The following is an 11,778-nucleotide window of genomic DNA, read 5'->3' as shown; positions in this document are numbered from 1 at the left end:
ACATCATAAAAAAGGAGGCGGAATGCAATGAAAGAAGCAGATTTGGTGATTGATACAGAGGAAATTGCGGAGTTCTTCTACGTGGAGCTGATCAAAAGAGGGTACATACCTGCTGAGCTTGAAACATTTGAGCTGGCTGACATTACATTTGAATATATGCTGAAAAAAGCAATGATAGTTGAAGAAGAGGCGTGGTAGGCACTATACTTTGAAGAGATTCTGAAGAGAGAGGGAGGGGAATCCTTCGCGTGTACATCCTATTTCTTTTCATTTTATTTGGCGCCATTGCTGCGCTCATGGCATCTGGGGCTTTTCAAGACTTGGACAACCAGATCATCCTATGGTTTGAAAGCATCAGACTCCCTTTTTTAAATGATGTCATGCTGGCTTTGACGGACTTAGGCATCAGCACGCTGCTCGTTCCAATCATGCTCATTTTTAGTGTGGTCTTGTTTATGTATAAGCGCTACTACTCTATCATGATGCTTTTTCTACTATATCTCACAGAAAAAACAATCAATCATGAATTAAAGGGGCTGTTTGCTAGAGAGCGTCCGGCCTTTGATCACCTTGTAGTTGAAACGTATTACAGCTTTCCGAGCGGACATTCGATGAATGCAGCCACCATCTACCCTTTTATTGCTTATCTATTAGTTGAAATGATCCCATGGCTGAAAGAAAGACAAAAAATCGTCTATTTGATCACAGGGCTTTGCGTTCTGGCCATTGGCATCAGCCGGATGTATATCGGGGTGCATTATTTGACAGATGTTGCAGGAGGCTTTGCGATAGGACTCGCTCTATTTCTCATTTGTAAAAAGATTGACGAAAGATTGCCTGTCATTCGACAAAAATAGAAGAAGGAAATGGACAGATCCCAGCCAATTTTATATAAAAGGGGAGGGATTTGAATGCAATTGACGTTGAGATTTTTTCAAAAGAAACCTTCAGCATTTCACTTAACCATTTATCAGACACCTGAATATGGCGCTGCAAGCGGGCATCAGCCTGTGTACCGGACAAAGATTGGCGGCAGAACACACCTTGATGTACTGGAAAAAGCATTCTCGACATTTAATGTACATGATACAGTCCCTAATGATTACAATGCGCGGTTTATCACAACAGGTGATATTGTTGTGATTGATGATAAGAAAAAGGGGAAGTGCTATTATCAGCTCTCTCCGGCAGGGTGGAAACGCAGTGAACGACTAATGACGATAGGTTAAATAGATAATGAATGATGCCAGCTTGAGATCCAGCTGGTATTTTCTTTTTTAAGCTCGATCGTTTATAATAAATAGGATAAAATACATAGTAAACGTAAGTGGAGGCTAAAAAATGAGTGTACATATTGGAGCAGAAAAAGGACAAATTGCAGAAACGGTATTGCTGCCAGGCGATCCGCTTCGTGCGAAATATATTGCAGATACATATTTAGAAGATGTTGAGTGCTATAACGAAGTGCGCGGAATGTATGGCTATACTGGAACCTATAAAGGGAAACGTGTTTCTGTACAGGGCACTGGAATGGGCGTACCGTCTATTTCAATTTATGTGAATGAACTCATTCAAAGCTATGATGTTCAAAACTTAATTCGCGTTGGATCTTGCGGAGCCATCAAAAGAGATGTCAATGTACGTGACGTCATTTTAGCCCAGACATCATCAACAGATTCACAAATGAATCGTGTGGCATTTGGACCGATTGATTATGCGCCATGTGCTGATTTTGGCCTACTCAAGAAAGCCTACGACACGGCAGAAGCAAAAAATGTCGCTGTACGTGTCGGAAATGTATTTACAGCAGACCAATTTTACAATGAAAAACCACTTGAGCTCATGGCTCAATATGGTATCCTAGCGATCGAAATGGAGACAACCGCTCTTTATTCTCTTGCAGCAAAATTTGATCGAAAAGCGTTATCCATTTTGACTGTGAGTGATCATGTTCTAACAGGAGAAGAAACAACGGCTGAAGAGCGTCAAACAACGTTTGATGAAATGATCTTAATTGCGCTAGACTCCGTTTTATAATAGTATAAAGGGTGTGCTACAATGTAGCGCATCTTTATTTTTTTAGAAGAGCAAAAGGAAGGTATGTCATGAAGAAAAGCTACAAAATACTCTCAATCGCATCGATTCTTGGTTTGACAGCCGCGCTATCAGGCTGCCAGTTGCTGGATCAAAAAAGCGGTACATCTGAATCAAACAAAACAAACGAACAAAAAAACGCAGCAAGTTCATCTCCCCAGCACAACTCAAACGATAAGGCAGATTCATCGAATCAAGAGCTGACGTTAAAGAGTGAATATTTCAATGACATCAAGGTTGTGAGTGGTCTGAAAACCATTCAAAATCCTGAAAATGTGCTAGCACTTGTCAACAAAGAATATGCATTACCAGGAACCTATAAACCTTCTGATCTCGTTGTACCAAAAGTAGAATTCTCTTTTTCGGAAGATATTGAAAAGCGATATATCCGCAAAGAAGCAGCGGAAGCGCTTGAGAAGTTATTCAAAGGTGCAAAAAAGGAAAACTTCGAGCTTGCTGCAGTATCTGGCTATCGCTCCTATGACCGTCAAAAAGTCATTTTTGATAGTGAGGTCAAATTAAAAGGCAAAGAAAAAGCACAAGAAGCAGTCGCTTTACCAGGCGAAAGTGAACATCAAACAGGTTTAGCCATGGACATTTCCTCAAAAAGTGCCGGTTTTGAGATATCTGAAAAGTTTGGTGAAACACCCGATGGCAAATGGGTGGCTAAAAACGCCTATAAATATGGCTTTATCATCCGTTATCCAAAAGGAAAAGAAGACATTACGAAATACGAATATGAGCCGTGGCATCTGCGCTATGTGGGAAAAGAAGCCGCAAAAGCGATGCATGATCATGATTTAACATTTGAAGAATACATGAACAAAGTAAAGAAAATCTAAACAAGTTAAAGGCCTCCCAGCTATTCGGGAGGCCTTCTCTTATTCTTCTTTTAAAAAAAGAACAATCCTGCTAATGCGAAGCCGGTAATGAAACCGAGGCCGATGCCATACGCTGCACCCCAGCCATAATATCCGCCCCAATAGCCAAAGCCAAAGCCTCCGCGAGACCCGCCGACTGGACGAATATAAACTTTGCGGTTTGTCACACGCTCAATGCGTCCGACGTGTACTCTGCCATTACGGTCAGTAATTCTAGCGACTTTCCCCATATGCTGCTGACAAAGCTTGTAGTAGCGCTCCATGTTTTTCCTCCTTATGACAAAACTCTATTCACTCTTATCCTATGCGAGAGACTTCATAGAGTTTGGACAAAACATATAGGAGATTCGCTCATTTTATACGGTGCATTCAAATAGAATGTGACTTAACTGCTTTCGGTGTGCTTGAATGAGATCGTAGTGTGTTTGCAGTGTCTCGTAAAGAGAAGGCGGTATGTGTTCAGATAATTCCATCTCTGTCGGTTCCTCCTGCACCATATGTTCATCGAATGAAAGAATCTGATTGTCACGGAAGCCTGCTGCTGTTAACTGCTCCTTCCATTCTTCAAGCGACAAGAGCGAGTGAAAGCCGTAAAAATTTCGAACAGCTGCCAGCTCTTCAGGGGTAAGAGGGGCTTTTAACACAGCTTCATTTGCAATCAATTGACTGCCAGGAGCAAGCACTCGTTTGATTTCAGCTAGTGCATCAGGCAGCTTGGTAAAGCTTAAAACAGATTCACTGATGAGTAGAGAGAACGCTTGATCTGGAAAGGGCAGCTGCTCAATAGATGCCTCTAAAGCACGGATCGGCAGTTCCTCCCGTTTGAATCGCAGGTTCGCCTTTTCAATCATCAATGGATGCGTATCAATGGCCTCCACCTGATAACCTATATTTCCTAAATAGGCGGCGGTCTGTCCTGTACCGCATCCAGCGTCCAGTATTCGTGCATGAGGCGGCAGTTTTATATGCTCAATCATCGTTTTTGTTAACTCAATTCCGCCAGGATGGGCACCTGATACGCCAAAATAAGCAAGCATTTCTACATAATCACTCATATAATCCCTTCTTTCTTTATCCTGTTCCTCTCTAAAGATTATGCAATAGAAGGGCAAATGGCTTATCTTTTCAAATAGAAGTTGATCCTTTGGTTGACGGATGAAGCATCGTCCTTGATAATAATGAAAGGAGATAAAGGTGGTGTTTTTTTGAAAAAACAAATGAAGTTCGTGGTAGCCATTCTGGTGACTGCTGCACTGTCCTCAGCGATTACATTTGTGATCACAAAACAAGGTGCTGTCAGCGTCTCAGGAGACGAGAAGTTTAGTAAACTCATGGCTGCGTATACGAAGGTAAAGGATGAGTATTACGAAAAAACGGATGATCAAAAACTAGTAGATGGTGCGATCCAAGGAATGATTGCATCACTTGATGATCCATACTCTACATATATGGATCAGGAGGAAGCCGAAGGATTTAATAATACCATTTCTTCTTCATTTGAAGGAATTGGTGCACAAGTTGAAGAGAAGGATGGACAAATTTTAATTGTTGCGCCGATTAAAGGCTCTCCTGCTGAAAAAGCTGGTTTGAAACCTCATGATCATATTTTAAAAGTGAATGGAAAAAGCACCAAAGGAATGTCGGTCAATAAAGCAGTCTCTCTCATTAGAGGGAAAAAAGGAACGGATGTTAAGCTGCATCTTAACCGTCAAGGAGTCGGCAATGTAGATGTGACCATCACAAGAGACACCATTCCGCTTGAAACGGTGTATGCAAAACTCACAAAAGACAAAATAGGAGAAATCCAAATTACGTCCTTTGCTGAAACCACATCGAAAGAGCTGGATAAAGCAATTGATGACCTTGAGAAAAAAGGGGCAAAAGGTTTTGTCATTGACCTGAGAGATAATCCAGGCGGCATCATGACAGAAGCCATTGAAATGAGCAATGACTTTATTGATAAAGGGAAAGTCATCATGCAGGTTGAAGAAAAAGGGAAGAAACAAGTGTACAAGGCTGAAAAAGAACGCAAAGTCCATCAGCCGGCAGTTGTCCTTGTAAATGGCGGTTCAGCCAGCGCTGCTGAAATCATGGCGGCGGCTCTGCACCAATCTTCAGGCATTCAAATTGTGGGTGAAAAGACGTTTGGCAAAGGAACTGTTCAAAATGCGCAAAACTATAATGATGGTTCTAGTGTCAAGTTAACCATTGCAAAATGGCTGACACCAGACGGTTCTTGGATTCACAAAAAAGGTATCGAACCACAGGTGAAAGCAGCTCTCCCAAGTTATGCAAAGCTGCCGTACTTAAGCCCGAAAAAATCATATGAGCTAAATGACAATGGAGATGAAGTCAAAGCAGCTCAAAAAATGTTCCAAGCGCTTGGCTACAAAGCAAAAGCAAACGGTGAGTACGATCAAGCATTCCAGTCTATCGTCAAAAGCTTCCAAACAGACAACGATCTCAAGGCAGACGGTATCCTGACAGGAGATACAACGACCGTTCTGATGACAAAGATCCAAGATAAGCTAAAGAACAACGATACACAAATGAAAAAAGCCATTGAAGTCTTGAAAAAAGAAATGAAATAAAAAAAGCAGTCCTCATCAGGGGACTGCTTTCAGATTGTAGAAAAACCCCACCTTTATTTTGAGTGAAGTGGGGTTTTTTGATAAAAACATATAGAGTTTTATGTTGAACACGGGTCTTTCCATGTCTAGTTTGTTTCCTTTTAAAATGCATGGCAGTGAAAGTAAGCATACTTTCTTTTTGATCCATGTAACGCTGTTAGGTGTTAATATTTGTATGAAAAAAGACTTTTTTGAACTTGACAAAATAATGTAATTATGCTATAATTTACTTTATTGTTTTTAGAATATATAATAGGATTCTCCTGGCCAGGAGAATCCTATTTTTTTGTTCTAAAATAAAGGAGTGTATTTGTATGAAGAAAGATGAGTCCAGTCTCACTTCGTTAATATCGGCTTTTGCCAGATCCTATCATAGTCAATTTGATACGCCTAAAATTTTTAATGATGATATAGCTAGAGAATTAATTTCTGAAAAAGAATTCAATGACATCAAAGAAAACATGGTTCAAGGCATACATTTCTTCAACAAATATATCGATCAAAAATTCGAAGGAAATACAGAAGAAATATTAAAATGGATTACACAAGTCCAGCTTTCTCCAATAACCTTATCACGTGCAGCGTATTGCGAAAAAGTATTGCTTCACGAGGTAGCGTTAGGATTAAAACAATATGTCATACTTGGTGCTGGATTAGATACTTTTAGTTTCCGACATCCAGAATTGGAAAACAGCTTAGAAATATTCGAAATTGATCATCCTACTACACAGGAATTTAAAAAGCAAAGATTGGACGAGGCTAAATTAAAAATCCCAAGTAATCTTCATTTTGTTTCTATGGACTTCACCAAAAATTTGTCCTATCAAAACCTAATAGTTCAAGGATTTGATAACAAAAAGACGTTCTTTAGTCTTCTAGGGGTTTCTTACTATTTAACGAAAGAGGAAGTGTCAAGCTTAATAGATTATTTATTCACCAAGGTTCCATCAGGAAGTTCAATCGTTTTTGATTATGCAGATGAAAAACTATTCGAAGAAAAAGGAACCTCTAATAGAGTTGAAAATATGGTGAAAATGGCTTCAATAGGCGGAGAACCGATGAAATCATGTTTTTCGTACTTTGAAATCGAAAAGGTGTTAGAGAAATCAGATTTACTCATTTATGAACATTTATCACCTGAAAAAATTAATGAACTGTATTTTAATAATAGAGAAGATTACCTATCAGCCTTTGAGACAATTCATTTTATTCATGCTGTAAAAAAATAATACTCGATCATGTACATTGGAATTGTGTTATACAAAAAATCTTGTAGACTTTGTCTACAAGATCAAAGCAGTCCTCATCGGGACTGCTTTTTCTTATCCTTACACTTCGTTTGTGATTGCTTCTGTTTTTTCATGATCCTTTTCAAATAGATCATTCATGACAGAATTGGATGTGACCTTGTTTTGGAAGAATGGATTCAAAATCAAGATGACAACGACGTTTGCTAGTAAACCAAGAAAACCTTCATAAAGACCAAACGTAACTTGTGAGATATTCGCTGTAAAGGTAACGATGATTCCAACGACTAAACCGGAAATCGTTGCTTCTCTCGATTGTTTTTTCCAGAACAAACTGATGGCAATAGCTGGGAAGATTTGAACCATTCCTGAAACACCAATGAGCTGAAGTGTGACAAGTGCAGTTGGGAACAGCATCCCGAATAAAAGAGCGAGCCCGATGACGATAAACACCATCGAACGTGTAATGATGGTCAATCTTTTAGGTGACACATTCGGATGAATTAAGTCACGGTATAAATTATTGGCAAATAAATTCGATGCGCCAATGGCCATGATGGAGCATGGAATGAGGGAAGCCAGTGCAATCGTTGAATATGCGAGCCCCTGCATCACGCCGCCATATGATGTTTGAATTAAATGAAGAAGAGCAAATCTTGGATTTGTATCTTCTGGTAAGACTAAAAAAGCAATAAATCCAAGGAAGATGACCAAAATCAATACAATATTATAAAGAGGCAAAAACATGCTGTTTTTACGGATGGCATCTGCGCTTTTGGCTGTAAAAACCCCAGTTGCTGCGTGTGCCCACATAAACAAAGCAAGAGCAGAAACGCCTGAAGCAGTAATGAACCATAAAATGCCCTTAGGACCGCCTTCAGGGATCGTTAGAAGCTGAGGCGCTTCTTTGGCTAACGTGTTCATCATCGGTGTCCAGCCGTTAAAATGAATAATTGGCAGTGAAACGACCATAAACAGCATGATCACCCAAACAAGAATATCCTTAATAATGGCTGTATATGTAGGACCTTTAATACCACTAAAAAATGTATAAAGTGCGACTAAAATAAACGAAATAATAACTACTGCATTCACATTAATATAATTCGTTCCAGCGACAGTTAACGTATCTTGAATTCCGCTCAGCTGAAGACAAATATAAGGAATCAGCATAAGTACTCCAACAATCGCAATCAAACTGGATAACAGCTTGCTGTCAAACCGCTCACGTGCATAATCGGCAAGTGTTGTAAGGTTGTGATTTTTCGCAACCGTCCATAGTTTCGGTAAAAAGAAATAAGCAATAAAATAAGCTAGGACTGAATAAGGAATAGCGAAAAAAGCGACGCTTCCAGCTGTATAGGCTGTACTTGTAAGCCCTAAAAAGGTATAAGCTGTATATAAGTCTGCGCCAACGAGGAACCAGACGAGCAGTCCGCCAAATTTTCTTCCGCCGACAGACCATTCTTCTACTGACTGTCTTGATGATTTGTCACGACCAGCGGCAAATCCGATGACCACGACGATGAAAATAATACTTGCAGTAATCAATAAAGCTGTTAAATTTCCTTGCATTAGTCAGTTCCTCCATTTGAATGTTGCATCTTATAAATGATAAATGTGCAAATTGGTGTGAGTACAATCCATAGCAAGAGCCAGAAGTGGAAAAAGGGCAGGCCGATGACAAATGGATGAATGCGATTCGCAAAAGGCAGCAATGCGAGCTGTCCGATGAATGGAATCGCGATTAGTAGTGCCAGCATCAATTTTTTGTTCATAATTTCCTCCTGAATATTTTGTAATTTCATAATAATAGCAGTTGTCAGATTAGATCACAAGACTATTTTCAGAAAAAACAATCATTTTGGTGAATATCATACTAATATAACGCTTTCATTTTTGAAAAAGGAGAAAGAGTGAAGTTGTAAAGAGGAGGAAGGTGAAAGAAAGTATGTAGAAATAATATTTAAAGCCAATAAAAAAGCCCCAGCATAAAGGCTGAGGCTTTGCCAATTTTTAAAGGAAATCAGAAACTTCTTCGATGTCGAAACGGTTGCTTTTATGAGCTTCTTTCGCTGCTTTACCAACTGAAATCAGCATAACCGGCTCGTAGCGGCCGCTTACATTGAATTCTTTGATGTACGCGTCTTTACTGAAACCACCCATTGCACATGTATCATAGCCCATTGCTTTGGCCGCAATCATTAATTGCATAGCAGCTAATGAAGCATTTGAATACGCTGCTTCGCGTGCATATTGCTTGCTTTGGTATGCGCCATTGATTTGAGTCATCAATGTTTCTTTAATGTCTTCAGTAATGAAGCCTTGTTCTGCCAGCTCACTGTAGATTTTTTCGCCATTTTGGTTAGCTTCAAGGTCACCTAGAACTGCAATAACAGCTGATGCCTGTGATACTTGCTTTTGGTTGTAAGCGATTGGAAGTAATTTTGCTTTTGCTTCAGCACTATGGAAAACAGTGAAATGCCAATGCTGAAGGTTCCAAGCAGATGGTGCTTTTGTTGTGATTTCAAGAAGCTCTGTTAACTCTTCTTTTGTCATTTCATGAGAAGTATCATACTCTTTTACTGAAGCTCTTTGTTTTAAGATGTCAATTGTTTTTTGATCGGTCGCCATATGGATATTTCCTCCCGTTTTTGCAAATAATATGGTACAATAACTAAAAAGTGAGAAACTTACTTATTGTAACTAGAGTTATTTTAAATTGTACACCGTTAGTTTGTCAAACAATCATGAAAAGAAAGGCTGAAATTTATGGAATTCCAATTATGTCCACACATTCAGCAAGCTTTTTTACTCCTAGGCAAAAGGTGGAACGGTCTCATTATACATGTATTGCTTGATGGACCAAAGCGTTTTAAAGACCTTACAGACACGATCCCGACGATCAGTCAAAAAATGCTCGCAGAGCGTTTAAAAGAGCTCGAGCAAGAAGGGATTATAGAGCGGACTGTCCTGCCTGAGACGCCTGTCAAAGTCATTTACAGTTTAACTGAAAAAGGGAATGCGTTACATGATGTGTTTCATGAGGTATCTCGGTGGGCAGGGGAGTATACAGACTCACACGGGAAAAAGGAGCAAGCCTAGTTTCAGGTTTGCCCAAACATTTTAACTCCTGATGAATATGCTGATGTTAGGCACATGACAAAGGAGGAGAAATGCATGTACCCTCATACTCCGTATTTTCGAGGCGGCGCCCCTGGCATTCCGCCATATGAATCCAGAGTCCCTTTGTTTTTTGGTTTTGGCGCTCCTTTAGTCGGCGGACTGCTTGGCGGATTTCTAGGAAGTGCGATTTTTAATTATCCCCGTCCATATTACCCGCCACCACCACCGCCTGCTCCACCACCTTATGGCGGCGGATATCCACCATATTATTAAGAAAAAAGAGTAAGCCTGCTTCCGTTCTTAAAGCAGGCTTTTTATAATGGAATATCAATTTCAGAAATTCCTGGATCATCATGCTTTAAAAACATAATTTCCAAAATGCCGTCTTGATATGACGCCTTCGTTCCTTTTCGTTTCACAGCAGCAGGGAGAACGACTTTCTTCTGCGTCCCTTCTTCAGGAAAATGATCAATAAACAGCAGATTGGCTGTATGTTTGATTTTGACTTTTTCTGTGTTCGGACGAGCAAGTTCAATTTTGACAAACACATGATCAGTCGTCTCGAACACTTCGACTTCTGGCTCTTTTTCTTTTTCGACATCATTTTCTCTCGTTTTTTGATTTTGAGAAAGGGGATCCTGAAATGGGAACTGAGCAGGATAATTGGAGCCGAATACACTTTCCATGACTTGATTGACATACTGCTCAACGTCTTTAGGATCTGAATTCTTTAAGGCTTCTTTTGAGAACTGCTTTTGAAAAGGGAATAATCGGTTCCAGTCGAACATGTGAATCATCCTTTCTAAATGCCCTGAATTAGTATATGCCCATTCGCCGGCGTGCGTGCTATAATATATGTTAGATTTAGAAAGGGATGGTTACATTGAACGAACAGCAATCAAAAGGTGTTCTCTACACGGCAGCATCTTTTACACTCTGGGGTTTATTCCCGTTATATTGGAAGCTGATGGAGCATATTTCGTCAGGCGAAATTTTAGCGCACAGAATTTTATGGTCATTTGTGTTTATGTGCGGTATTCTTTTGTATTTAAAACAAGTCCGCCCGGCAATGCAGACAGTGAAGGGTCTCATACTGGATGGTAAAGCATTTTTTTCATTACTTTTATCTGCTATTTTAATTTCGGTCAACTGGTATGTTTACATTTGGGCAGTCAATCATGGTCTTATGCTAGAAGCAAGTTTAGGGTACTATATTAATCCGCTTGTATCCGTTCTATTAGGCATTATTTTCTTAAAAGAACGACTAAATAAATTACAAACCATTGCCATCCTCATTGCCGCATTTGGGGTGATCCTTTCAACAGTTCAATACGGGTCATTTCCTGTCGTTGCTTTCTTATTAGCCCTTAGCTTCGGCTTTTATGGTTTGATTAAAAAAAGGATGAGCTTCACGAGCGCGATTGGTTTGACGATTGAAACGCTGCTTCTCGCACCGGCTGCACTTGTGTACTTATTATTTTTCTTAAAAGAACCTGTTGTGACTATGAATCCTAACAGCTTCGGGTCGCTCGGTCTCTTATTTTTTGCAGGCGTTTTTACAGCCGTGCCGCTTCTTTTATTCTCAGAAGGCGCAAAAAGAATACCTCTTTATCAAGTGGGCATTTTGCAATACATTGCACCGACAATTACGCTGTTTTTAGGGCTGTTTGTCTATCACGAACACTTATCCGCAGCTAAAATTGTAACATTCCTTTGTATTTGGGTGGCGATTTTACTGTTTACCACCTCTCAATTACGCATGAAAAAAACAGCGAATTCTCATTAAGTCAAACGAGCAGT

The 11,778-nt window shown here is 39.8% G+C and carries 16 protein-coding genes; 10 read left to right on the top strand and 6 right to left on the bottom strand.

Features of this window, described 5'->3' with window-relative positions:
* Window positions 1-27: 27 nt before the first annotated feature.
* From NSS76_RS09915 to NSS76_RS09895, 5 genes are all read left to right on the top strand, one after another.
* Window positions 28-198: a YozD family protein gene (locus NSS76_RS09915; protein WP_065214722.1), complete on the top strand. Its 171-nt coding sequence runs from the start codon at window positions 28-30 to the stop codon at window positions 196-198.
* Between the two features lie 50 nt (window positions 199-248).
* A complete protein-coding gene (locus tag NSS76_RS09910; RefSeq protein ID WP_073205971.1) occupies window positions 249-857 on the top strand; it encodes a phosphatase PAP2 family protein in 609 nt (202 codons plus the stop codon).
* 54 nt (window positions 858-911) lie between these two features.
* On the top strand, window positions 912-1,229 hold the full coding sequence (locus NSS76_RS09905; RefSeq protein ID WP_024422706.1) for a hypothetical protein: 318 nt from the start codon (window positions 912-914) through the stop codon (window positions 1,227-1,229).
* A gap of 112 nt (window positions 1,230-1,341) precedes the next feature.
* On the top strand, window positions 1,342-2,037 hold the full coding sequence (gene deoD, locus NSS76_RS09900; protein WP_012010274.1) for a purine-nucleoside phosphorylase: 696 nt from the start codon (window positions 1,342-1,344) through the stop codon (window positions 2,035-2,037).
* A gap of 68 nt (window positions 2,038-2,105) precedes the next feature.
* Window positions 2,106-2,936, top strand: a complete 831-nt coding sequence (locus NSS76_RS09895; protein WP_024422705.1) for a M15 family metallopeptidase — start codon at window positions 2,106-2,108, stop codon at window positions 2,934-2,936.
* A 50-nt stretch (window positions 2,937-2,986) separates the two neighbouring features.
* On the opposite strand, the gene NSS76_RS09890 is transcribed toward NSS76_RS09895, so the two are convergent.
* The gene (locus tag NSS76_RS09890) at window positions 2,987-3,238 is read right to left on the bottom strand and encodes a hypothetical protein (protein WP_024422704.1); all 252 of its coding nucleotides are present in this window, start codon (window positions 3,236-3,238) and stop codon (window positions 2,987-2,989) included.
* A 93-nt stretch (window positions 3,239-3,331) separates the two neighbouring features.
* Window positions 3,332-4,030, bottom strand: coding sequence for a class I SAM-dependent methyltransferase (locus NSS76_RS09885; RefSeq protein WP_341082069.1), 699 nt, complete (start codon window positions 4,028-4,030; stop codon window positions 3,332-3,334).
* A 150-nt stretch (window positions 4,031-4,180) separates the two neighbouring features.
* Between NSS76_RS09885 and NSS76_RS09880 the strand changes: the two genes are divergently transcribed.
* Window positions 4,181-5,566 carry a S41 family peptidase gene (locus NSS76_RS09880; protein WP_149126534.1) on the top strand — a complete coding sequence of 462 codons (1,386 nt, stop codon included), beginning with the start codon at window positions 4,181-4,183 and terminating at the stop codon, window positions 5,564-5,566.
* 353 nt (window positions 5,567-5,919) lie between these two features.
* The gene (locus tag NSS76_RS09875) at window positions 5,920-6,834 is read left to right on the top strand and encodes a class I SAM-dependent methyltransferase (protein ID WP_185854485.1); all 915 of its coding nucleotides are present in this window, start codon (window positions 5,920-5,922) and stop codon (window positions 6,832-6,834) included.
* Window positions 6,835-6,933: 99 nt separating this feature from the next.
* On the opposite strand, the gene NSS76_RS09870 is transcribed toward NSS76_RS09875, so the two are convergent.
* The 3 genes from NSS76_RS09870 to NSS76_RS09860 all read right to left on the bottom strand — a co-directional run bounded on the left by NSS76_RS09870 (window position 6,934) and on the right by NSS76_RS09860 (window position 9,486).
* Window positions 6,934-8,427 carry a sodium:solute symporter family protein gene (locus tag NSS76_RS09870; protein ID WP_172880755.1) on the bottom strand — a complete coding sequence of 498 codons (1,494 nt, stop codon included), beginning with the start codon at window positions 8,425-8,427 and terminating at the stop codon, window positions 6,934-6,936.
* On the bottom strand, window positions 8,427-8,630 hold the full coding sequence (locus NSS76_RS09865; protein WP_024422700.1) for a DUF3311 domain-containing protein: 204 nt from the start codon (window positions 8,628-8,630) through the stop codon (window positions 8,427-8,429). Before NSS76_RS09865 ends, NSS76_RS09870 begins: the two co-directional genes overlap by 1 nt.
* 238 nt (window positions 8,631-8,868) lie before the next feature.
* Complete coding sequence (locus NSS76_RS09860) at window positions 8,869-9,486, bottom strand: nitroreductase family protein (protein ID WP_151039980.1); 618 nt, start codon at window positions 9,484-9,486, stop codon at window positions 8,869-8,871.
* A gap of 138 nt (window positions 9,487-9,624) precedes the next feature.
* Between NSS76_RS09860 and NSS76_RS09855 the strand changes: the two genes are divergently transcribed.
* Window positions 9,625-9,957 carry a winged helix-turn-helix transcriptional regulator gene (locus NSS76_RS09855; protein WP_024422698.1) on the top strand — a complete coding sequence of 111 codons (333 nt, stop codon included), beginning with the start codon at window positions 9,625-9,627 and terminating at the stop codon, window positions 9,955-9,957.
* Between the two features lie 75 nt (window positions 9,958-10,032).
* Complete coding sequence (locus NSS76_RS09850) at window positions 10,033-10,251, top strand: hypothetical protein (RefSeq protein ID WP_024422697.1); 219 nt, start codon at window positions 10,033-10,035, stop codon at window positions 10,249-10,251.
* A 41-nt stretch (window positions 10,252-10,292) separates the two neighbouring features.
* Here the strand turns inward: NSS76_RS09850 and NSS76_RS09845 are convergent, their stop codons facing one another.
* Window positions 10,293-10,766 (bottom strand): Hsp20/alpha crystallin family protein, encoded by a 474-nt coding sequence (locus NSS76_RS09845; RefSeq protein ID WP_044332887.1) that lies wholly within the window; start codon window positions 10,764-10,766, stop codon window positions 10,293-10,295.
* Between the two features lie 86 nt (window positions 10,767-10,852).
* Between NSS76_RS09845 and rarD the strand changes: the two genes are divergently transcribed.
* Complete coding sequence (rarD, locus tag NSS76_RS09840; RefSeq protein ID WP_048239421.1) at window positions 10,853-11,764, top strand: EamA family transporter RarD; 912 nt, start codon at window positions 10,853-10,855, stop codon at window positions 11,762-11,764.
* Window positions 11,765-11,778: the final 14 nt, after the last annotated feature.

Origin of the sequence: Bacillus sp. FSL R5-0654, assembly GCF_038008745.1 — a bacterium.
Lineage (GTDB): Bacteria > Bacillota > Bacilli > Bacillales > Bacillaceae > Bacillus > Bacillus safensis.
This window is presented reverse-complemented; position numbering and strand designations above follow the sequence as displayed.

Excerpts from the sequence above, each read along its gene's own strand:
- NSS76_RS09855 (WP_024422698.1), top strand. The coding sequence starts at position 9,625 with ATGGAATTCCAATTATGTCCACACATTCAGCAAGCTTTTTTACTCCTA.
- NSS76_RS09870 (WP_172880755.1), bottom strand. The coding sequence starts at position 8,427 with ATGCAAGGAAATTTAACAGCTTTATTGATTACTGCAAGTATTATTTTC.
- deoD (WP_012010274.1), top strand. The coding sequence starts at position 1,342 with ATGAGTGTACATATTGGAGCAGAAAAAGGACAAATTGCAGAAACGGTA.
- NSS76_RS09905 (WP_024422706.1), top strand. The coding sequence starts at position 912 with ATGCAATTGACGTTGAGATTTTTTCAAAAGAAACCTTCAGCATTTCAC.
- NSS76_RS09865 (WP_024422700.1), bottom strand. The coding sequence starts at position 8,630 with ATGAACAAAAAATTGATGCTGGCACTACTAATCGCGATTCCATTCATC.
- NSS76_RS09890 (WP_024422704.1), bottom strand. The coding sequence starts at position 3,238 with ATGGAGCGCTACTACAAGCTTTGTCAGCAGCATATGGGGAAAGTCGCT.
- NSS76_RS09915 (WP_065214722.1), top strand. The coding sequence starts at position 28 with ATGAAAGAAGCAGATTTGGTGATTGATACAGAGGAAATTGCGGAGTTC.
- NSS76_RS09875 (WP_185854485.1), top strand. The coding sequence starts at position 5,920 with ATGAAGAAAGATGAGTCCAGTCTCACTTCGTTAATATCGGCTTTTGCC.
- NSS76_RS09850 (WP_024422697.1), top strand. The coding sequence starts at position 10,033 with ATGTACCCTCATACTCCGTATTTTCGAGGCGGCGCCCCTGGCATTCCG.
- NSS76_RS09860 (WP_151039980.1), bottom strand. The coding sequence starts at position 9,486 with ATGGCGACCGATCAAAAAACAATTGACATCTTAAAACAAAGAGCTTCA.
- NSS76_RS09895 (WP_024422705.1), top strand. The coding sequence starts at position 2,106 with ATGAAGAAAAGCTACAAAATACTCTCAATCGCATCGATTCTTGGTTTG.
- rarD (WP_048239421.1), top strand. The coding sequence starts at position 10,853 with ATGGTTACATTGAACGAACAGCAATCAAAAGGTGTTCTCTACACGGCA.
- NSS76_RS09845 (WP_044332887.1), bottom strand. The coding sequence starts at position 10,766 with ATGTTCGACTGGAACCGATTATTCCCTTTTCAAAAGCAGTTCTCAAAA.
- NSS76_RS09885 (WP_341082069.1), bottom strand. The coding sequence starts at position 4,030 with ATGAGTGATTATGTAGAAATGCTTGCTTATTTTGGCGTATCAGGTGCC.